A 17,475-nucleotide genomic window follows, 5' to 3' on the forward strand; every position below is an offset into this window, starting at 1 on the left:
CACCCGCGCCCACGTACGCATACGGATCACCGGGTTCCGCCCCGAAGTCCCCCGCGGTGCCTCTATGTTCACGGCGACACCCCGCTCGCCTCCGAAGGGCTCCGCATGCGTACCGCGCTTCGTGCCGCCGTCACCGGCGCGCTGACCGTCGCCACCGTTCTTGCCTGTGGCACCGCACAGGCGACCCCGCCGGGTCCGGGTGTGACGGCCCGGATCATCACCCGGACCACGATCGGCGGCACCGACTACACCCTGCGGGAGATCACCATCCCGCCCGGCCAGAGCACCGGCTGGCACTATCACGACGGCCCCCTGTACGGCGTGGTGAAGCAGGGCACGCTCAGCCACTTCGACTCCACCTGTGCCGCGGACGGCGTGTACCGCACGGGCGCGACGATCCAGGAGCCGGCCGGTGCGGACCACGTCCACATCGGGCGGAACCTCGGCGACACCCCGCTCGTGCTCGATGTGCTGTACGTGCTGCCGCACGGCGCCCCGTTCTCGGAGGACGCGCCGAATCCGGGCTGTCCGTTCCAGTGACCGGTCGCCGGGCGGCCGGTCAGCTGCCGGGCAGCGCCTGCTCGGCCCAGATCGTCTTGCCCCGGCCGGTCTGCCGGCTGCCCCAGCGCTGGGTGAGCTGGGCGACCAGCAGCAGTCCGCGACCGCCCTCGTCGTAGGCGTGCGCCCGGCGCAGATGCGGTGAGGTGGAACTGGCGTCGGAGACCTCGCAGATGAGCGCGCGGTCGCGGATCAGCCGGAGCTGGATGGGCGGTTCGCCGTAGCGGATGGCGTTGGTGACGAGTTCGCTGACGACGAGTTCGGTGATGAAGGCCGCCTCCTCCAGCCCCCAGACGGCCAGTTGTTCGCCGGCCGCCTGCCGGAACGCGGCGACCTCGGCGGGGTCGGGCGGGACGTCCCAGGTGGCGACCCGGTCGGCGCCGAGGGCGCGGGTGCGCACGAGCAGCAGGGCGACGTCGTCGCCGGGCTGGTCGGGCAGGACGGCCTTCAGGACACCGTCGCACAGGGCCTCGAGGGAGTCGGCGGGTGCGCCGAGGGCCCGGCGCAGTTCCTCGACGGTCCCGTCGGGGTCCCGGTCTCGGTGCTCGACCAGGCCGTCGGTGTAGAGCGCGACGACGGAGCCCTCGGGCAGTTCCAGCTCCGTCGCCTCGAACGGCAGCCCGCCGACGCCGAGCGGTGGCCCGGCACTCATGACGACGGACTCCGCGGTGCCGCCCGGCAGGACGACGGCCGGGGCCGGGTGGCCGGCGGCGGCGAGGCCGAGCCGCCGGGAGACGGGATCGTAGACGGCGTACAGGCAGGTGGCGCCCAGTTCGGCGACCTCCTCCCGGCCGTCCTCGGCGGCCAGGTGGGTGACCAGGTCGTCCAGGTGCGTGAGGAGTTCGTCGGGCGGCAGGTCGACGTCGGCGAGGGTGCGTACGGCCGTCCGCAGCCGGCCCATGGTGGCCGAGGACTGGATGCCGTGGCCGACCACGTCGCCGACGACCAGGCCGACCCGGCCACCGGAGAGCGGGATGACGTCGAACCAGTCGCCGCCGATTCCGGCCAGTGATCCGCACGGCAGATACCGGTGGGCCACCTCGACCGCTGCCTGCCGGGGCAGGCCGCACGGCAGCAGGCTGTGCTGGAGGGCGAGCGCGGTGGTGCGCTCGCGGGCGAACCGGCGGGCGTTGTCGATGCAGACGGCGGCGCGGCTGCCGAGTTCCTCGGCGAAGACGGCGTCGTCGGGTCCGTAGTCGTCGGGGTGGGCCATGCGGACGCAGACCGCGACGCCCAGGGTCGTGCCGCGGGCCCGCAGCGGCACCGCGATCAGGGAGTGGGCGCCCTGCCGGTAGGGGCGGCCCTGCGGCGAGCGGGCGTCGCGCTCGGCGAACCACTCGACGAACTCGGGCTCGCCGGCCTGGCTGAGCACAGCGCGGCCCTCGCGCAGGGCCCGGGCGGGCGGGGAGTCCGGCGGGTAGACGTCGATCTCGCCGATGGGGACGGCCGCGGCGGGGTTGCCCTCGCAGGTGGAGCCGTGGGCGACGCGGTGCAGTACGACACCGCCGTCGGGGATCATCGGCGGCTCGTCGGCGCCGAGCACCCAGTCGAGCAGGCTGACGCTGGCGAAGTCGGCGTAGCGCGGGACGAGCACGTCGACCAGTTCCTCGGCGGTGCGCACCACGTCCAGGGTGGTGCCGATGCGGGTCGACGCCTCGTTGAGCAGGGCCAGGCGGCGCCTGGCCCAGTACTGTTGGCTGCTGTCGAAGGCCGCCATGGCGACCCCGGTCAGCTCGCCGGAGCCGGCGCGCAGCGGCCACATCTCGATGCTCCACAGGTGTTCCCGGTTCAGTGCGGGGGCGCCGGCGAAGCTCTCGTAGCGGACGGGCCGGCCGGTCTCGGCGACCTCGCGGAGGTGGCGCAGGAAACCCACGTTGTATTCGGCCTCCTCCACGGTGTCCGGGAAGAACCGGCCGGTGAGCGCGGTCTCGGGGACGCCCATCACCTTGCAGGCGGCGTCGTTGAGCCGCAGATAGCGCTGCTCGAGGTCGAAGACCGACATGGACATGGAGGCCTGTTCGAAGGCTTCGGCGGCCAGTGTGCGGCCGGGCGCGTCGGAGGTGACGACGTAGCAGGTGGGCCTCCCGTCGGCTCCGGCGACGGGACACGCGGTGAGCGTCACCTCGATGCGGTGGCCGTCACGGTGGCGCAGCGCGGCGGTGCCGGCCCGCGCGGCGAGCATGTCGTCCGGGATGTTCCCGGCGAGCAGCCCGGCCGCGGGCCGGCCCACGACGTCCTCGGCCGAGTGGCCCGTGAGCCGCCGCGCGCCCTCGCTCCACCCGGTCACCGTGCCCAGGGCGTCGATGATCGCCACGGCGGCGCCATGCTTCATATGCCCAAGGATGTTCCGATTGCCCCGGCACATCAAGCGCGCGGGTGTTCCGGTCCGCCCTGCGTGGCGGGGGCCTGTCAGCCCTGGTGGGCGCGGAGGGCGGCAAGAGCCCGGTCGGCGTGGGTGTTCATGCGCAGTTCGCTGCGGACGACCTCCAGCACCGTGCGGTCCTCGGCGATCACGAAGGTGACGCGCTTGGTGGGGGCGAGGGAGAAGCCGCGCTTGACGCCGAACCGCTCGCGGACCGTGCCGTCGGCGTCGGAGAGCAGCGGCATGCCGAGGCCGTGCCGCCCCGCGAACTCCCCCTGCTTGTCGACGCTGTCGCCGCTGATGCCGACGGGCCGGGCGCCGACGGCGGCGAATTCGGCGGCGAGGTCGCGGAAGTGGCAGGCCTCGGCGGTGCAGCCGGGGGTGAGGGCGGCCGGGTAGAAGAAGAGGACCACGGGCCCGTCGGCCAGCAGTTCGGTGAGCCGGCGGGTGGTGCCGGTCTCGTCGGGCAGGGCGAAGTCCTCTGCCTTGTCCCCGACCTCGATGCGGTCCGTCATGACCGTCCCTCCTCGTTCCGGGCGACTCCGCGGGCCCAGAGCACCAGCGGCACCTGTAGCGGCAGCCGCGCGAGGGCGGCCGTCCGCAGCGGCGCGGGCCGGTGGCGCCAGTCCACGGCCATCTGCACGTTCGCCGGGAACACCCCGACGAAGAAGGCCGCGGCCGCCTTCGCGGCGACCGCACGGGTGCGGGGTGCGGCGATCCCGGCCGCCAGGGCCAGCTCGACGACCCCGCTGCCGTACGTCCATGACCTGGGCGTGCCCGGGAGTGACCGCGGCACGAGCGCGTCGAAGGGACGGGGGTTGGCGAAGTGGGCGACCCCTGCCGCGGCCAGCAGGCCGGCGAGCAGCAGGGGTGAGCGTTCGGACCGGGGCACGGTTCCTCCTCTGATGGCCTGCCGCCGGATATTACTGGACGGTAGGCGCAACGGTGACCCGGTACCGCAGGATGCCGGCCCTCACGCCGTGGCGACGGCGTCGCCTGCCTCCCGGCCGGAGTCCTCGTCGGTGGTGTACGCGAGGAAGTCGTCGACGGCAGTTCGTTGCGTAAGTCAAGTAAGTTCCTCACCCCGCCTTCCGCTCCCCCCTTTCCAGTGGGCCGACCGCGGATCCGCTCGCGTGTCGTACGGACCACCTCTCGCCGGGAGCGTGCTGGAATCGACTGGTCCGCCCCTTTTCGAACACCGGAGGAATGCCATGGCCTTCGCCGTCGTCGCCCAGTACCAGTGCGCACCCGCCGACGCGGACACCGTGCGCGACGCGCTGCGGAAGATGCGCGAACTGGTCCCGTCGGAACCCGCGAACCTCGCCTACGAGGCGCACGAGGTCGTCGACCGGCCGGGGGCGTTCGTGTTGTACGAGCGCTACACGGACCGCGCCGGTTTCGAGGCGCACAAGGAGACGGAGCACTTCGCGGAGCTGATCCGGGGAACGGTGTTCCCGCTGCTGAAGGAGCGGACCATCACCTTCACCGAGACGCTCTGACCCGCCGCCGACGCCGCGGGCGTCCCGCCTCCGGGACACCTCACCCGAACGTGTGCGGGGGCGGCGGGACGTCCCTCACCCGCGGCCCAGGTGGACCGGCCGGCGCCCCGGACGCCCGTCCCGTGGGACGTCCCGGGGAAACCGGAACGGCATTCCGACGGCTCGTCACGGAAACCCTGACCGTCGTGATCACTGCTCGTGGTCACGAGAACGACAGCCGGAGGTTTCCATGATCCTACGGAGTCTCAAGAGCGGACTGCTGGCCACGGTCGCGGTGCTCGCGTTCCTGCCGACGGCGGCCGGTGCCACCGCGGCCGACGCGGCCACCCGGCACCCCGTGCCCGGCGCCGTCGTCCAGTACGACGGCCAGCACCCCCGCACCCACCAGCGCGGGCATGCCGTGTACCGCTTCCACCACCACGTCCACCTCCGCAGGCACCACGCGCACCACGCGCGCCGCGTCCACCGCGGCCACCTGTCCACGGCCCAGGGCATGGCCTACCGCTTCGTCCCGTGGTCGATGACCTACCCCCGCGCCACGTGGGCGGTGCCGTACCGCCTGCGGTACCGACTCGCGGCGCAGCCCGTGTCGTGCCGCCACGTCTGGCCCGCCACCGGCCGGGTCAGCACCCGTTGGGCCCCGCTCAACGTCCGCTCCGGCCCCGGCACCGGCTACCGGGTGATCGGCCACCGGTACTCGGGCCGGCAGGTGGCGCTCGTCTGCCGGACGGCCGGCTCCTCCGTGCACGGGAACACCACGTGGTACCGGCTTGCGCACCACAGGGGTTACGTCTCGGCCCACTACATCCGCGCCAACCGCGCCCTCGCCTGGTGCTGACGGCCCCGCACCGCTCCACTGCCTAGCCACCGAAGGCCCGTTCGACGACCCCCGAACGGGTCTTCGGTGCGCCCACACCTCACCCTCCTCATACCCGAGCGTGTGTTGCAGGCGCCGCACACCAGGGAAGTCATTCCGGCATCAGGGGCGAATCAGCCCATAGCGGAAAGGGAGTCGAGGACGCACGATGCGGCACCCTCAAGCATCGACCACGCCGGACGAGGCACTGGTGGTGGGACTGCGCGAGCTGAAGGACCGTACGGGGCTGAGCCTGGCGGCGCTGGCCGCGCGCACCCCGTACAGCAAGTCCGCGTGGCACCGCTATCTGTCCGGCGACACCCCGCCGCCGAGGCCTGCCGTGGAGGCGCTCTGCCGGCTCGCCGGCGCCGGCCCCGAGGCCGCACTGGCACTGTGGGCCGCGGCCGAGCCCACCCCGCCCGCGACCGAGCGGCCCGCGGCCGACACGACCGGGGCCACGCCCGAGGAGTCCGGCCCCGGTCGGGGGCCCGGCCGGCTCACGCCCTGGCTTCCGCGGCGGCTCCCGTCGTGGCTTCCGCTGTCCGTGTTCGCGCTGTGCGGCACGGCCACGGCGGTGGCCGCCACCGCCGTCGCCCTGTCCGCGCGGCCGGGCGCCGCGCCCGCCGCGCAGTCCCTGACGGCCGTGCACCGCTGTCACGGCCGGTCCTGCCAGGGCGAGTTGCCGGACGCCTCGGTGTGCGCCCGGGACGCGCGGACCACGAGCACGGTCGCCGACCCCCGCTACACCGTCCGGCTGCGCTGGTCCCCGGCCTGCGGGACCGTCTGGTCGGAGGTCAGACTGCGGTCGCCCAAGGCCCGTGAGGTCTCGGTGCGCGCGGGCCAGGACGTGATGTCGGCCGGTTATCCGGCGGACGACTCCACCGGGGACAGCAGCCCGATGCTCACGGTGTCCTCACCGCGAGGCGTGGAGGCGTGTGCCGAGGTGGCCGGGGAACTGGCCTGCACGGGCCTGGACGTGGAGCCCGGACCGCCGGGGTGACACCGTGGGCCGGGTACGACGCCGCAGCCCTGGGCGGGGAGCGGCGCCGTGCGCGGGGGCGGTCGGGCGGCGGTGTCGAGCTTCTGCCCGGTGCCGCTGTGCTCGGGGCGGCGCGAGGAGCGCAGGGCGGCGATGCCGATGAACACCCTGGAGGACACACCGGCCAGGGCGAAGGCGGTGAAGCCCCGGTCGCCGTTGCCCGCGGCGAGCAACTGGCCGCCGGGCCAGGGCCCGAAGACGGCGCCGAAGCGGCCCATGCCCGCAGGTCCGCCCGACGGCGGTGGCGCGGCCTGCCGGGGTGGAGCGGATGGACAGGGTCGCGTAGATCATCGTCTGCGCGCTGTTGAGGAACACCCGTGAGGAAGACGACCAGGAAGGTCACGCCGAGCGGCATGCGGACGCTGAGCAGGAAGACGCCGGCAGCGGTGAGCGCGAACCAGATCGCGGAGATGCGCGGGGGCCCGAAGCAGTCGGAGGCGCGGCCCGCGCCGAGCATGCCGACGATGCCGCCGAGATACAATTTTGTCTGCTTTGTCTGTGCTTTTGTGCGCCCGCCGTTCAGCCCGTCCGGTACAGCTCGCTGAGCAGTTCGAGGACCGCCTGGAGCGCCGGGTGCGGGTCGTCACGCCACCAGGCGAGCCGTACGGCCACGGGTTCGGCGTCGCGCACCGGCCGGTAGACGACGCCGGGCCGGGGGTACTGGTTCGCGGTCGACTCCGCCGTGACACCGATGCCGCGTCCGGCGGCGATGACGGTGAGCCAGTCGTCGACGTCGTGCGTCTCCTCCACCGCCGGGCGGGCGTCCGGCGGCCACAGCTCGGGGGTGGTGGTGCCGGTGCGCCGGTCGACCAGAAGGGTCCGGCCGGTGAGCTCGGCGAGCCGTACGGAGCGGCGCCGGGCCAGCGGATCGTCGGCGGCCAGCGCGCACAGGCGCCGCTCCAGGCCCACGATGGCGGTGTCGAAGCGCCGGTCCTCCAGCGGCCGGCGCACCACCGCGAGGTCGCAGGCGCCCTCGGCGAGCCCGGCGGACGCCGTGTTGACACGGACGAGATGCAGATCGGTCCCGGGGCGTGCGGCGGCCCAGCGCCGCTGGAAGGCGACGGTGTGGCGGCCGACGGCCGACCAGGCGTAGCCGATCCGCAGCCGCGTGTGCCCCGAGGCGGCCTCCTCGACCAGGTCGGCGACGTCCGCCAGCACCCGCCGGGCCTGCGCCACCACCCGCAGCCCGGTCGCCGTCGGGGCCACCTCCCGCGAGGTCCGCCGCAACAGCCGTACACCCAGGGCCCGTTCGAGCCCCGCCAGGGTGCGGGAGACGGCCGCCTGGGACACCCCGAGGGCGACCGCCGCGTCGGTGAAGCTGCCCTCGTCGACGATGGCGACGAGACAGCGCAGCTGCCGGAGCTCGACCTCATTCATGCGTCCAGCGTATAGATGGTGTCCCGCATGCATTTTGCGCAAGCACGGCACGGGCGGACGCTCTTCCCATGCGACGAGCCCTCGAACAGCCCGCGGCGACGGCGTCACCCGCGGTCCGGAACCCCGCGCCGGCGCGGCTCGCCGGTGTGGCGGCCATGTTCGGCAGCGGCCTGTCCAACCAGACCGGCGCGGCGCTCGGCGCGCTGGCCTTCCCGGTCCTCGGTCCGCTCGGCGTGGTGGCCGTACGCCAGTACGTCGCCGCACTCGTCCTGCTGGCCGTCGGCCGGCCGCGCCCGCGCGACTTCACCCGGCACCAGTGGTGGCCGGTGCTGCTGCTCGCGGGGGTTTTCGGCACCATGAACCTGACCCTGTACAGCGCGATCGACCGGATCGGCCTGGGGCTGGCGGTGACCCTGGAGTTCCTGGGCCCGCTCGGCATCGCGCTGGCCGCCTCGCGGCGCCGGCTGGACGCGGGGTGCGCGGCGCTGGCCGGGGCCGGAGTCGTGGTGCTGATGCGCCCCCGGCCGTCCAGCGACTGGCTCGGCATGGGTCTGGGCCTGGTGGCGGCCTGCTGCTGGGCCTCGTACATCCTGCTCAACCGGATCGTCGGGCGGCGCGTCCCGGGCGCCCAGGGCTCGGCCGCGGCCGCGTGCGTGTCGGCGCTGACCTTCCTGCCGATCGGGATCGTCCTCGCCGTACGGCATCCGCCGACCCTCGGGGCCGTGCTGTGCGCGGTGGCGGCGGGTGTGCTGTCGTCCGCCGTGCCGTACCTCGCCGATCTGCTCACGCTGCGCAAGGTGCCGGCCCAGACCTTCGGCCTGTTCATGAGCGTCAATCCGGTGCTGGCGGCCGTGGTCGGGTGGGTGGTGCTCGGGCAGAGCCTGGCCGTGCCGGAGTGGGCGGGGATCGGGGCGGTGGTCGCCGCGAACGCGATCAGCATCGCGAGCACGCGTCGCTGAGGACGGCGGGCACGGTCGATCCGGCACGCGCCGCTGCAACGGTCCACACGGTCGATCCGGCACGCACCGCTGAGACAGCCGGCGGTCGATCCACACCGCTGAGACAGCCGGCACGGCAGATCCGGCCGGACGCTGAAACGGCCGGCGCGGTCCGTTCCCGTACTCGCTCCAGCCGCCGCGCTCCCTTTCCCGGTGGGACGTTGGGCGGGGCGGGTGGCCCTGACGTGCCTGCGCGGCAGCCCCTGCCTTGCCCAGGCCAGTCGCCCGTCGCACTCTGGTCTCATGGGTGCTCAGGACGGCCCCACGCTCATCACGTCCGTGCAGCGGGCCTTCCGTCTGCTAGAGGCGGTGAGCGCGCACGAGAACGGCGCGCCGGCGAAACAGCTGGCACGCGAGACCGAGCTGCCCCTGGCCACCGCCTATCACCTGCTGCGCACCCTCGTGCACGACGGATACGTGCGCAAGCTGGCCGACGGCGGCTTCATCCTGGGCGACAAGCTGAATACCCTGCACACCGCCGGAGCGGGCCGCGCGCAGACGCTGCTCAGCAGGGTCCGCCCGGCGCTGGCCGCCCTCCGGGACGAGCTGGCCACCGCCACCTACCTCACGTTCTACGAGGAGGGTGAGATCAGGGTGGCCGAGATCGTGGACGCCCCCCGCACGCCCCGGGTGGATCTCTGGGTGGGTTTCGAGGACGCCGGACATGCCACCGCGCTGGGCAAGTCCGTGCTGCGTGAGCTGGACGAGGACGCCCGCAGGGACTACCTGTCCCGGCACAACCTCGCCGACCTCACACCACGGACGATCACCAGTCTTCCGGAGCTGCTCCGCAGGATCGAGGCGCCCCCCTTGGCCCCGGCCGTGACGGATCTGGAGGAGTACGCTCTCGGCACCGTGTGCGTCGCCGTGCCCGTCTACCGCGGGAGCACGGTGGGCTCGCTCGGCGTCTCCCTGCCGGCGGAGCGGCGGGCCCGGCTCCCGGAGATCCGGGCACGACTGCTTCCGGTCGCGAGCCGGGTGACCAGGAGTCTCTCGCTCACTATCTGAAAATCCGCTGCTTGTGGCGGCGCTCACTCAGCCCGTTTGATTGATGAAACGGACATTTTGGGTGTGTACCCCGTACAGGCGAGGACTGCGGACGAACGATGAGCAAGGCCGGACGCCATGGTGGCGAGCACGCTCCGATGCGGCTGTTCAGGAACATCGCGGCCGACGCCCGGCGATCGGTCCGCCGACGTGCCGCCAGGTACCTGGCCGCGGGAATGTCCCTGCTGCCGATTCTGGTCGTCGCCGTCGTCGTGCTCCTGGACGTCACCGCCGGGGCGGCGATGCCCTGGCTGCCGCTGCTGGCGGCCGGCCCCGCGCTGGCGGCCGCCACCAACGGGCCGCGTGGTGTGGTCTGCGTCGGTCTCATCGCCCTGGTGGTGGGCGTGGCGCTGGCCGTCGGGCACGCGGCCCCCGCCCGCGAGCCTGCGGCCGTGGTGTCCGCCCTGCTGGCCGTCACCTCGGCGAGCGCACTGGCCAGCGCGCTGCGTCGCCGTCGTGAACGGGTCCTCGCGGCCGTACGCTCGGTCGCCGAGGCCGCCCAGCACGCCGTGCTCCAGCCGGTCCCGGACACCGTCGGCCCGTTCCAGGTGGCCGTCCGCTACAGCGCCGCGGCGGCGGAGGCCCGGATCGGCGGGGACCTCTACGCCCTGGTGCCCACGCCCTACGGCATCAGGCTGATCGTCGGCGACGTGCGCGGCAAGGGTCTGCCCGCCGTGGGGACCGCCGCTCTCGTGCTCGGGGTGTTCCGCGAGGCCGCCTGTGACGAGCCCGACCTGCTCGCCGTCGTCGCGCGGATCGAGCGGAGCCTGGCCCGCAACCTCGGTCCCGACGACTTCGTCACCGCCGTGGTCGTCGGATACCCCCGGTCGGGCGACCTCGAGATCGTCAACTGCGGACATGCGCCGCCGCTGCTGGTGTCCGCCTCCGGAGAGGTCGGCGCGGTGGAGCACGCCCATTCCGCTCCGCCCCTCGGGCTGCGCGCCCTGTCGGGCCAGGCCCCCCGCCTGCAGCGGCTGCCCTTCGCGGTGGGAGACCAGCTGCTGCTCTACACCGACGGGGTCACGGAGGCCCGCGATCACGCGCGTGCCTTCTATCCGCTGGCCGAAGGGGTGGCCCGCCATGTGTGCGACGAGCCGGCGCGCACCCTCACCGCGCTCCACGACGAACTGCTGGCACATGTCGGCGGCCGGCTGCACGACGACGCCGCCCTGCTTCTGCTCCGGAAGAACACGTCGGACGACCCGGCGTGCGTGCCGTCATGCTGCGAGGCCGCGGTCTAAGGGGCCACGAGCTCGGCCCACCGGGTGACTCCGCCGAGGTGGGTCTGTATGCCATGACGGGTCGCCAGGGCGTGGACGATCGCCTCGCCCCTGCCGTGCTCGTCGGGGTCGATCCCCAGGACGGACCGGGGCGCCGGAAGGGCGGGGCCGGCGTCGGAGACCTCGACGCGCAGGGTGCAGCCGCCGTCGCCGCGCACCCACGACAGCCGGAGCACGGCCGGGGGCCGGGCGTGCACGATCGCGTTGGTGACCAGCTCCGACACCACGAGCAGGGCGTCCTCGACGAGATACGGACACACCCGCCACTCGGCGAGGACCGCCGCCGCACGACGGCGAACGGCCGAGACGGCGCCCGGGACGGGCGGCACCGGACACACCTGTTCGCATGCCGCCTGAAGCAGCGTCTTGAGCTGTGCCGCCATGATCTCTCCCGATGGTGCGTACGGCCGGTCCAGCGCCGTCACATCGGCGCATCCGCGGCTCCCCTGCACGCTAAGGAGACAAATCGGGCCGGTCAATGAACGGCGGTCGGCATTACCGAACGCCGCTCCTCCTCGCCCCACGGGCACGGCGTCCGTGCGGGTAATAGGCTCGCTTCATGGCCGGACCGGTCCAGTCGATCGAACGGGCGGCGGCGATTCTGCGTCTGCTCGCCGGCGGGCCCCGCCGACTCGGTCTCGGCGAGGTGGCGGCCTCACTCGGGCTGGCGAAGGGCACCGCCCACGGCATTCTGCGCACGCTGCAGCACGTGGACTTCGTGGAGCAGGACGCGGCGACCGGGAAGTACCAGCTCGGCGCCGCCCTGTTGCACCTCGGCACGAGCTACCTCGACGTCAACGAGCTGCGCTCGCGCTCGCTCAACTGGGCCGACGCCCTGGCCGCCCGCAGCGGGGAGGCGGTCCGTCTGGGCACCCCTCTGGAGGGCAGCGTCCTCGTCGTCCACCACGTGTTCCGGCCGGACGACACCTTCCAGACCCTGGACGTGGGCTCGCTGCTGCCCCTGCACGCCTCCTCGCTCGGCAAGGTGCTGCTGGCGTACGGGACGGCGACCGTCGAGCCCGTCCAGGGGCGCGGGCTGGAGGAGTACACCCGGCACACCCTGGTCGATCCCGAGCGGCTCACCCGGGCACTTCAGGAGGTCAGGGAGGTCGGGTGGGCCGCCGAGATCCAGGAAATGAGCATGGGCGAGGCCGGGATCGCCGCACCGATCCGCGGGCACGGCGGCCTCGTCGTCGGCGCCATCGGGCTGTCCGGACCGGTCGAGCGGATCTGCGACAGCCAGGGCCACCCCCGCCCGAGTCTGATCACGCTGCTCCGTGAGGCCGCACGGGCGATCTCCCGAGACCTCGGAGCCGCCCGCTGGTAGGCCAGGACAGCCGCCCCTCGATCCGTCGGAAGGCAGACCCGATCATGGCTGACCGGTACGTAATGTCCATCGATCAGGGCACCAACTCCACCCGATGCATCCTGTTCGACCACCGCGGGCGGCTGGTCTCGGTCGCGCAGAAGGAACACCAGCAGCACTTCCCCAGGCCCGGCTGGGTGGAGCACGACGCCATGGAGATATGGCACAACCTGCGGCACATCGTGCCCGAGACCCTCTCCGCCGCCGGTGTCGGCAGGGAGCAGGTCATCGGCATCGGCCTGGCGAACCAGCGCGAGACGACAGTGCTCTGGGACCGGCGGACCGGCGCCCCGCTGAGCCGGGCGATCGTCTGGCAGGACACCCGCACGGAACCGCTCGTGGAGGAGCTCAGACAGCGCCCCGGTGAGGCGTTCTTCCTCGAGCGGTGCGCTCTGCCGCCCTCGACCTACTTCTCCGCGCTGCGCATCCGGTGGCTGTTCGACCACGTCAAGGGCGTCGAGCAGCGCGCCAAGGACGGCGAGGTGCTGTTCGGAACGATGGAGAGCTGGCTGATCTGGAATCTCACCGGAGCCGCGGCGGGCGGCCTGCACATCACCGACGCCACCAACGCCAGCCGCACCATGCTGATGAACATCCGCACGCTCACCTGGGACGACGAGCTGCTGGCCTTCTTCGGGGTGCCGCGCGCGATGCTGCCGGAGATCCGGTCCTCCGCGGAGACGTACGGCGAAGCCCGCTCGCTGCTGCCCGGGGTCTCGATCACGGCTGCCCTCGGCGACCAGCAGGCCGCCCTCTTCGGCCAGACCTGCTTCTCCCCGGGCGAGGCCAAGTGCACCTACGGGACGGGCAGCTTCCTGTTGCTCAACACCGGCGGCGAGCTGGTGCGGTCCCGGCACGGGCTCCTCACCACCGTCGCCTACCAGATCGGGGACCAGCGACCGGCCTACGCCCTGGAAGGCTCGATCGCCGTCACCGGCGCACTCGTCCAGTGGTTCCGGGACCGTCTGGGGCTGATCAACAGCGCCCCGGAGATCGAGACCCTCGCGCGGACCGTCGAGGACAACGGCGGCTGCTACATCGTTCCCGCGTTCTCCGGTCTGTTCGCGCCCCGCTGGCGCAGCGACGCCCGCGGGGTCATCGTCGGCCTCACGTCGTACATCACCAAGGGGCACCTGGCGCGGGCGGTGCTGGAGGCCACCGGATGGCAGACCCGGGAGGTCGTGGACGCCATGAACGCCGACTCCTCGGTCTCCCTGCGGCAGCTCAAGGTGGACGGGGGCATGACCGCGGACAACCTGCTCATGCAGTTCGTGGCCGACGTGCTCGACGTGCCCGTGGTACGGCCCATGGTCGCCGAGACGGTGTCCCTGGGCGCCGCCTACGCGGCCGGGCTCGCCGCCGGCTACTGGCCCGATCTGGAGGTGCTGCGCCGCAACTGGCACCGGGCGGCCCAGTGGCTGCCCGCCATGGACCCCGAGCTGCGGGAGTCGGAGTACGACAACTGGCAGCGCGCCGTCGAGCGGTCCTTGGGGTGGGTCAGGCCGCCGCGGTCCCCCTGACGCCGGCCGCCGGGAAGCAGACGCCGCCGGACGACCGCACTTCATTTGCTTGACTCAAGTAAGTCCCTGTGCGCCGCCCGGCGTCCACGGAGCCCTCGGCGGAGACGGTCGCCTGAGCCGGTCCACCGAAACGGCCGGGGTGTGTGACCGCGCAGGAACCCGTGCGGCCACACGCCCCGGCCACGCTTCCGTCCGCGCCTCGGCGACCGGTCCGGAGGACGGGCGAAGGGCGCCCGGCTGAAGCGCTCCACCGAAACCGCCGGGGAGACCGGGCAGGAGAGCCCGCGCGCCACATGCCCCGGCCACGTTCCCGCCCAGCCGTCGGCGACCGGCCCCGGGGCGGACGACGGGCGCCCGGCTGAAGCGGTCCACCCGAACGCGCGGGGCCCGCGAGGTAGAGCCCCATCCGTCGGCCACCGATCGCCGGGGGACGGGCAGTCGGGGCAGCGGGCGTCGGCGGTCACGCCGGGCGGGCTTCCCGGCCGCGGCATGCGTGGACGGCGGGCCCGTTCAGGGGAACCCGTGGCCGAAGGCGCGTGAGGCCTGTGGGAGCGGTCGAGACCTTCAGCCGTGACCGCCGTGCCCCTGCCGCTCATCGCGCCGATGCTCGCCACTCCCGGCACCCTGCCGCCCGCCGCCCAGGACCAGCGGTGGGCGTACGAGACCAAGCAGGACGGCCAGCGGGTGATGGTCTATCTGCCCGGCGACGGCAGCCTGCTGCTGCGTGCCCGCTCGGGCGAGGACATCACCGCGGCCTATCCCGAACTGCGGCCGCTCGGCGACGCGCTGGGCGCCACACCCACCGTGCTGGACGGCGAGGTGCTGGCCCTCGACGAACGGGGCCGGGCCGACTTCCAGCTGCTGCAGAGCCGGATGGGCCTGGCGCATGCCCCCGCGCGGGCGGCACGCCGGGCCGCCCAGCTGCCGGTGCACCTGGTCCTGTTCGACGTGCCGTACTTCGAAAGGCCCCTGCTGCGGCTGCCGTACCTACGGCGGCGGGCCCGGCTGACGGAACTGGGCTTGGCCGGGCCGTACTGGTCGACTCCGGGTGCGGTGACCGGACACGGCGCCGAGGCGCTCGCGGCGACCAGGGAACACGGCCTGGAGGGTCTGGTGTGCAAGCGACTGGACTCGGTGTACGAGCCCGGGGTCCGCTCCCGCGCCTGGATCAAGATCCGGAACATGCGCGCGGAGGATGTGATCGTCGGCGGCTGGCTGCCCGGCAAAGGGCGGCTGAGCGGGCTGCCCGGCGCGGTGCTCGTCGGCCAGCGCGCCGGCGGCCGGCTGAGGTACGTCGGCGGGGTGGGCACCGGCTGGAGCGAGTCCGAGCGGACGGAACTGGCCGCGCTGCTGCGGGACGCCGCGAGCGAGCGGTGCCCGTTCGATCCGGTGCCGCGCGTCCCGGGCGCCCGCTGGGTGCTGCCCCGGCTGGTCGGCGAGGTCAGCTACAGCACCCGTACCCGGGCCGGTCTCCTGCGCCAGCCGTCCTGGCTGCGGCTCCGCCCGGACCTCACCCCGGAGGACTCCGCGGCGGACCTGCCGGAGGGCTTCGGCTGAGGACACCCCGCCCGCACTCCCCCATGCCGTCCGGTACGCCTCCTGCGTACGCCGCCACACCGTGCGGTACGGCGACGGCGATGCGCCCCCGTGTCGTACCGCGCGCCGCCGTCCGCCATGGACGCCCGTGCATCGAGCCCCCATCATGGCCGGATGGATCTTCATGTGGAGCTGCCCCCGGCGGTCGACGCGGCCGGGCTGCTCGCCCTCGCCGAGGGGCATCACGGCCGTACCGCGCGGGCGCTGGGCGTCCGGGAAGCCGCCGGCCACCTCGTCAAGGTGTACGCCCTGCAGGCGCCGGGGCGTACGGTCGGTCCGCAGGACGTGGACGCGGCGCTGGACCTGGCCGCGGGTCATCTGGCCCTGGGACGGGTGCGCGGCTCGCTGGGGCTCGCGGTGCTGATCGTGCACGCGGGCGGCGACGGCGACTACGTCCTCGTGCACAGCTGGATCGAGGGCCACATGTCCGACCTGGCCGTGTTCACCGGCCCGGCCGGGCGGCCGGCCGAGCTGCGGCCGGGCCGGGCGGGGCTCGCGCCCTGCGTCTGGGAGGCCGCGCTTCTTGCGCACGAACGCGAGGCGTTCTCCCGGCACGTCCTGGACGGCAAGGGCCCGCTCACCGAGCGCCTGACCGCCTGGAGCGCCGACGCCCTGGAGGGCCAGGTCCGGTGACCCGCACGCCCCTGGTGCGGCACCCCGACCGAGCCGATCTGCCTCGCGTGGCCGAACTGGCCGCCCAGCACGCCGCGTACGAGCGCGCCGACCCGCCGGTGCCGGATCTCGTTGCCCGGCCGGCCGGCCTGCTGTTCGACACACCCGACCCACGGCTGCGCTGTCTGGTCGCCGAGGCCCCGGACGGCGAGATCGTCGGCTACGCCACCTGCGCACCCGAACTGTCCACCTGGGACGGCCGGGAGTACCTGCACATGGACTGCCTGTTCCTGGCCCCCGGCCACCGCGGCCTCGGCCTCGGCCCACTGCTCATGGACGCGGTGGTCGCCGAGGCCCGGAGGCTCGGCGTCTCGGAGGTGCAGTGGCAGACGCCCGCCTGGAACGAGGGGGCGGTCCGGTTCTACGACCGGCTCGGCGCCCGCGCCGGGCAGAAGCTGCGCTACAGCCTCCCGGTCGGCGAGGCCGGCCCATGAACCGGGAACCGGTCGCCGCCCGCGAACTGTATCTGCGGCTTCTCGAGCAGCCGGCGGCGGGCGCGTACGACGCCGTCGCCGAGCCATGGGCCGCACGCGCCGGGGACGCCTACCGGGAGCGGCTCGCCGCGCTGGCCCGGCTGCTGGCGGGGCCGCTGCCGGAGAAGGGCGATCCACGGCGCGCGCGGCTGGCCGTGGACCTGTGGGAGCTGTACGCCCTGAGCCGGGTCAGTGACGCCCTGCTGCTCTCCTTCCAGCCACCGGGGCACGATCACTGGGCGGGACCCGGGCTGAGCAGGGAGCAGTACCTGGCGTTCTTCACGGGCCTCGGGATGGCGCCGTTCGAGGAGACGGGGGTGTTCGACCCCTTCCTGCACGAGATCGTCGAGGTCGAGCAGGCGGCGGATCCCGCCGAGCCCATCCGGATCACCGGGGTCGTCTGGCCCGGCCTGTGGCTGGGCGGCGGGGTGCTGTTCGGCCGGGCGGGCGTGCGGGTACGGGCCGGGGTCCGGCACGCGGAGCGCTCGGTGGCCGACCGCTCCCCGCTGTACTGGACCTTCCGGCGCCGGCACCGGCCCACGGCCGATCTGTCCATGGGCTGGGGTTCCAACTCCCAGTGGCGTACCGACTTCCGCGTCGATGTCAGGACCGCCACCGGCGACCGGCTCAACGTGCTGGGCGACACCCACGTCGACGCCGTCGAAGCCGACGACGCGGAGGCGCTGCTGACCCCGGCCGAGCGGCGTGACCTGCTGCGGCACCGATGCCTGCTGCGCACGCCGGAGCGGGCCGAGGCGCTCGCCACCCGTGCGGGCCGGGCGTCGGACCTGTTCCCCTACGACTGGCGGTGACCGGGGCGGGACGGCGGCGC

At 73.7% G+C, this 17,475-nt stretch carries 18 protein-coding genes; 13 read left to right on the forward strand and 5 right to left on the reverse strand.

Annotation, left to right across the window (positions count from 1 at the left end; all coding sequences use genetic code 11):
• Nucleotides 1-105 precede the first annotated feature (105 nt).
• A complete protein-coding gene (locus ACFYZB_RS32650; protein ID WP_388764665.1) occupies nt 106-540 on the forward strand; it encodes a cupin domain-containing protein in 435 nt (144 codons plus the stop codon).
• 19 nt (nt 541-559) lie between these two features.
• Here ACFYZB_RS32650 and ACFYZB_RS32655 read toward each other — a convergent pair whose 3' ends face one another.
• From ACFYZB_RS32655 to ACFYZB_RS32665, 3 genes are all read right to left on the reverse strand, one after another.
• A complete protein-coding gene (locus ACFYZB_RS32655; RefSeq protein WP_388764668.1) occupies nt 560-2,890 on the reverse strand; it encodes a SpoIIE family protein phosphatase in 2,331 nt (776 codons plus the stop codon).
• 77 nt (nt 2,891-2,967) lie between these two features.
• Nucleotides 2,968-3,435, reverse strand: coding sequence for a peroxiredoxin (locus ACFYZB_RS32660; protein WP_388764670.1), 468 nt, complete (start codon nt 3,433-3,435; stop codon nt 2,968-2,970).
• Complete coding sequence (locus ACFYZB_RS32665; RefSeq protein WP_388764671.1) at nt 3,432-3,812, reverse strand: DoxX family protein; 381 nt, start codon at nt 3,810-3,812, stop codon at nt 3,432-3,434. The genes ACFYZB_RS32660 and ACFYZB_RS32665 overlap by 4 nt, the downstream gene beginning before the upstream one ends.
• Before the next feature lie 319 nt (nt 3,813-4,131).
• Between ACFYZB_RS32665 and ACFYZB_RS32670 the strand changes: the two genes are divergently transcribed.
• From ACFYZB_RS32670 to ACFYZB_RS32680, 3 genes are all read left to right on the forward strand, one after another.
• Complete coding sequence (locus ACFYZB_RS32670) at nt 4,132-4,419, forward strand: putative quinol monooxygenase (RefSeq protein ID WP_351209929.1); 288 nt, start codon at nt 4,132-4,134, stop codon at nt 4,417-4,419.
• Between the two features lie 229 nt (nt 4,420-4,648).
• The gene (locus ACFYZB_RS32675; protein WP_388764673.1) at nt 4,649-5,257 is read left to right on the forward strand and encodes an SH3 domain-containing protein; all 609 of its coding nucleotides are present in this window, start codon (nt 4,649-4,651) and stop codon (nt 5,255-5,257) included.
• A gap of 187 nt (nt 5,258-5,444) precedes the next feature.
• Nucleotides 5,445-6,275 (forward strand): XRE family transcriptional regulator, encoded by an 831-nt coding sequence (locus tag ACFYZB_RS32680; protein ID WP_388764675.1) that lies wholly within the window; start codon nt 5,445-5,447, stop codon nt 6,273-6,275.
• A 558-nt stretch (nt 6,276-6,833) separates the two neighbouring features.
• On the opposite strand, the gene ACFYZB_RS32685 is transcribed toward ACFYZB_RS32680, so the two are convergent.
• The gene (locus ACFYZB_RS32685; RefSeq protein ID WP_388764677.1) at nt 6,834-7,691 is read right to left on the reverse strand and encodes a LysR family transcriptional regulator; all 858 of its coding nucleotides are present in this window, start codon (nt 7,689-7,691) and stop codon (nt 6,834-6,836) included.
• A gap of 68 nt (nt 7,692-7,759) precedes the next feature.
• Between ACFYZB_RS32685 and ACFYZB_RS32690 the strand changes: the two genes are divergently transcribed.
• The 3 genes from ACFYZB_RS32690 (at nt 7,760) to ACFYZB_RS32700 (ending at nt 10,977) form a co-directional block, all read left to right on the forward strand.
• On the forward strand, nt 7,760-8,650 hold the full coding sequence (locus ACFYZB_RS32690; RefSeq protein WP_388764679.1) for a DMT family transporter: 891 nt from the start codon (nt 7,760-7,762) through the stop codon (nt 8,648-8,650).
• A 282-nt stretch (nt 8,651-8,932) separates the two neighbouring features.
• Complete coding sequence (locus ACFYZB_RS32695; protein ID WP_351209921.1) at nt 8,933-9,697, forward strand: IclR family transcriptional regulator C-terminal domain-containing protein; 765 nt, start codon at nt 8,933-8,935, stop codon at nt 9,695-9,697.
• Nucleotides 9,698-9,795: 98 nt separating this feature from the next.
• Nucleotides 9,796-10,977, forward strand: coding sequence for a PP2C family protein-serine/threonine phosphatase (locus ACFYZB_RS32700; protein ID WP_388764682.1), 1,182 nt, complete (start codon nt 9,796-9,798; stop codon nt 10,975-10,977).
• Here ACFYZB_RS32700 and ACFYZB_RS32705 read toward each other — a convergent pair.
• Complete coding sequence (locus tag ACFYZB_RS32705; protein ID WP_351209917.1) at nt 10,974-11,399, reverse strand: ATP-binding protein; 426 nt, start codon at nt 11,397-11,399, stop codon at nt 10,974-10,976. The genes ACFYZB_RS32700 and ACFYZB_RS32705 overlap by 4 nt on opposite strands.
• Before the next feature lie 176 nt (nt 11,400-11,575).
• Between ACFYZB_RS32705 and ACFYZB_RS32710 the strand changes: the two genes are divergently transcribed.
• The 6 genes from ACFYZB_RS32710 to ACFYZB_RS32735 all read left to right on the forward strand — a co-directional run bounded on the left by ACFYZB_RS32710 (nt 11,576) and on the right by ACFYZB_RS32735 (nt 17,455).
• The gene (locus ACFYZB_RS32710; protein WP_351209915.1) at nt 11,576-12,343 is read left to right on the forward strand and encodes an IclR family transcriptional regulator; all 768 of its coding nucleotides are present in this window, start codon (nt 11,576-11,578) and stop codon (nt 12,341-12,343) included.
• Nucleotides 12,344-12,387: 44 nt separating this feature from the next.
• Entirely contained in the window at nt 12,388-13,902 is a 1,515-nt protein-coding gene (gene glpK / locus ACFYZB_RS32715; protein WP_388764685.1) for a glycerol kinase GlpK, read from the forward strand.
• Between the two features lie 579 nt (nt 13,903-14,481).
• Nucleotides 14,482-15,459 (forward strand): ATP-dependent DNA ligase, encoded by a 978-nt coding sequence (locus tag ACFYZB_RS32720; RefSeq protein WP_388764725.1) that lies wholly within the window; start codon nt 14,482-14,484, stop codon nt 15,457-15,459.
• A gap of 153 nt (nt 15,460-15,612) precedes the next feature.
• Nucleotides 15,613-16,131: a hypothetical protein gene (locus ACFYZB_RS32725; RefSeq protein ID WP_388764687.1), complete on the forward strand. Its 519-nt coding sequence runs from the start codon at nt 15,613-15,615 to the stop codon at nt 16,129-16,131.
• Complete coding sequence (locus ACFYZB_RS32730) at nt 16,128-16,604, forward strand: GNAT family N-acetyltransferase (protein ID WP_388764689.1); 477 nt, start codon at nt 16,128-16,130, stop codon at nt 16,602-16,604. Before ACFYZB_RS32725 ends, ACFYZB_RS32730 begins: the two co-directional genes overlap by 4 nt.
• Complete coding sequence (locus tag ACFYZB_RS32735; protein WP_388764690.1) at nt 16,601-17,455, forward strand: hypothetical protein; 855 nt, start codon at nt 16,601-16,603, stop codon at nt 17,453-17,455. The genes ACFYZB_RS32730 and ACFYZB_RS32735 overlap by 4 nt, the downstream gene beginning before the upstream one ends.
• The last annotated feature ends 20 nt before the right edge of the window (nt 17,456-17,475 follow it).

Source organism: Streptomyces sp. NPDC001852 (assembly GCF_042891825.1).
Classification (GTDB): Bacteria; Actinomycetota; Actinomycetes; order Streptomycetales; family Streptomycetaceae; genus Streptomyces.

Coding starts and splice junctions, on each gene's coding strand:
- ACFYZB_RS32650 (WP_388764665.1), top strand. CDS start 106: ATGCGTACCGCGCTTCGTGCCGCCGTCACCGGCGCGCTGACCGTCGCC.
- ACFYZB_RS32655 (WP_388764668.1), bottom strand. CDS start 2,890: ATGAAGCATGGCGCCGCCGTGGCGATCATCGACGCCCTGGGCACGGTG.
- ACFYZB_RS32660 (WP_388764670.1), bottom strand. CDS start 3,435: ATGACGGACCGCATCGAGGTCGGGGACAAGGCAGAGGACTTCGCCCTG.
- ACFYZB_RS32670 (WP_351209929.1), top strand. CDS start 4,132: ATGGCCTTCGCCGTCGTCGCCCAGTACCAGTGCGCACCCGCCGACGCG.
- ACFYZB_RS32675 (WP_388764673.1), top strand. CDS start 4,649: ATGATCCTACGGAGTCTCAAGAGCGGACTGCTGGCCACGGTCGCGGTG.
- ACFYZB_RS32680 (WP_388764675.1), top strand. CDS start 5,445: ATGCGGCACCCTCAAGCATCGACCACGCCGGACGAGGCACTGGTGGTG.
- ACFYZB_RS32685 (WP_388764677.1), bottom strand. CDS start 7,691: ATGAATGAGGTCGAGCTCCGGCAGCTGCGCTGTCTCGTCGCCATCGTC.
- ACFYZB_RS32690 (WP_388764679.1), top strand. CDS start 7,760: ATGCGACGAGCCCTCGAACAGCCCGCGGCGACGGCGTCACCCGCGGTC.
- ACFYZB_RS32695 (WP_351209921.1), top strand. CDS start 8,933: ATGGGTGCTCAGGACGGCCCCACGCTCATCACGTCCGTGCAGCGGGCC.
- ACFYZB_RS32700 (WP_388764682.1), top strand. CDS start 9,796: ATGAGCAAGGCCGGACGCCATGGTGGCGAGCACGCTCCGATGCGGCTG.
- ACFYZB_RS32705 (WP_351209917.1), bottom strand. CDS start 11,399: ATGGCGGCACAGCTCAAGACGCTGCTTCAGGCGGCATGCGAACAGGTG.
- ACFYZB_RS32710 (WP_351209915.1), top strand. CDS start 11,576: ATGGCCGGACCGGTCCAGTCGATCGAACGGGCGGCGGCGATTCTGCGT.
- glpK (WP_388764685.1), top strand. CDS start 12,388: ATGGCTGACCGGTACGTAATGTCCATCGATCAGGGCACCAACTCCACC.
- ACFYZB_RS32725 (WP_388764687.1), top strand. CDS start 15,613: ATGGATCTTCATGTGGAGCTGCCCCCGGCGGTCGACGCGGCCGGGCTG.
- ACFYZB_RS32735 (WP_388764690.1), top strand. CDS start 16,601: ATGAACCGGGAACCGGTCGCCGCCCGCGAACTGTATCTGCGGCTTCTC.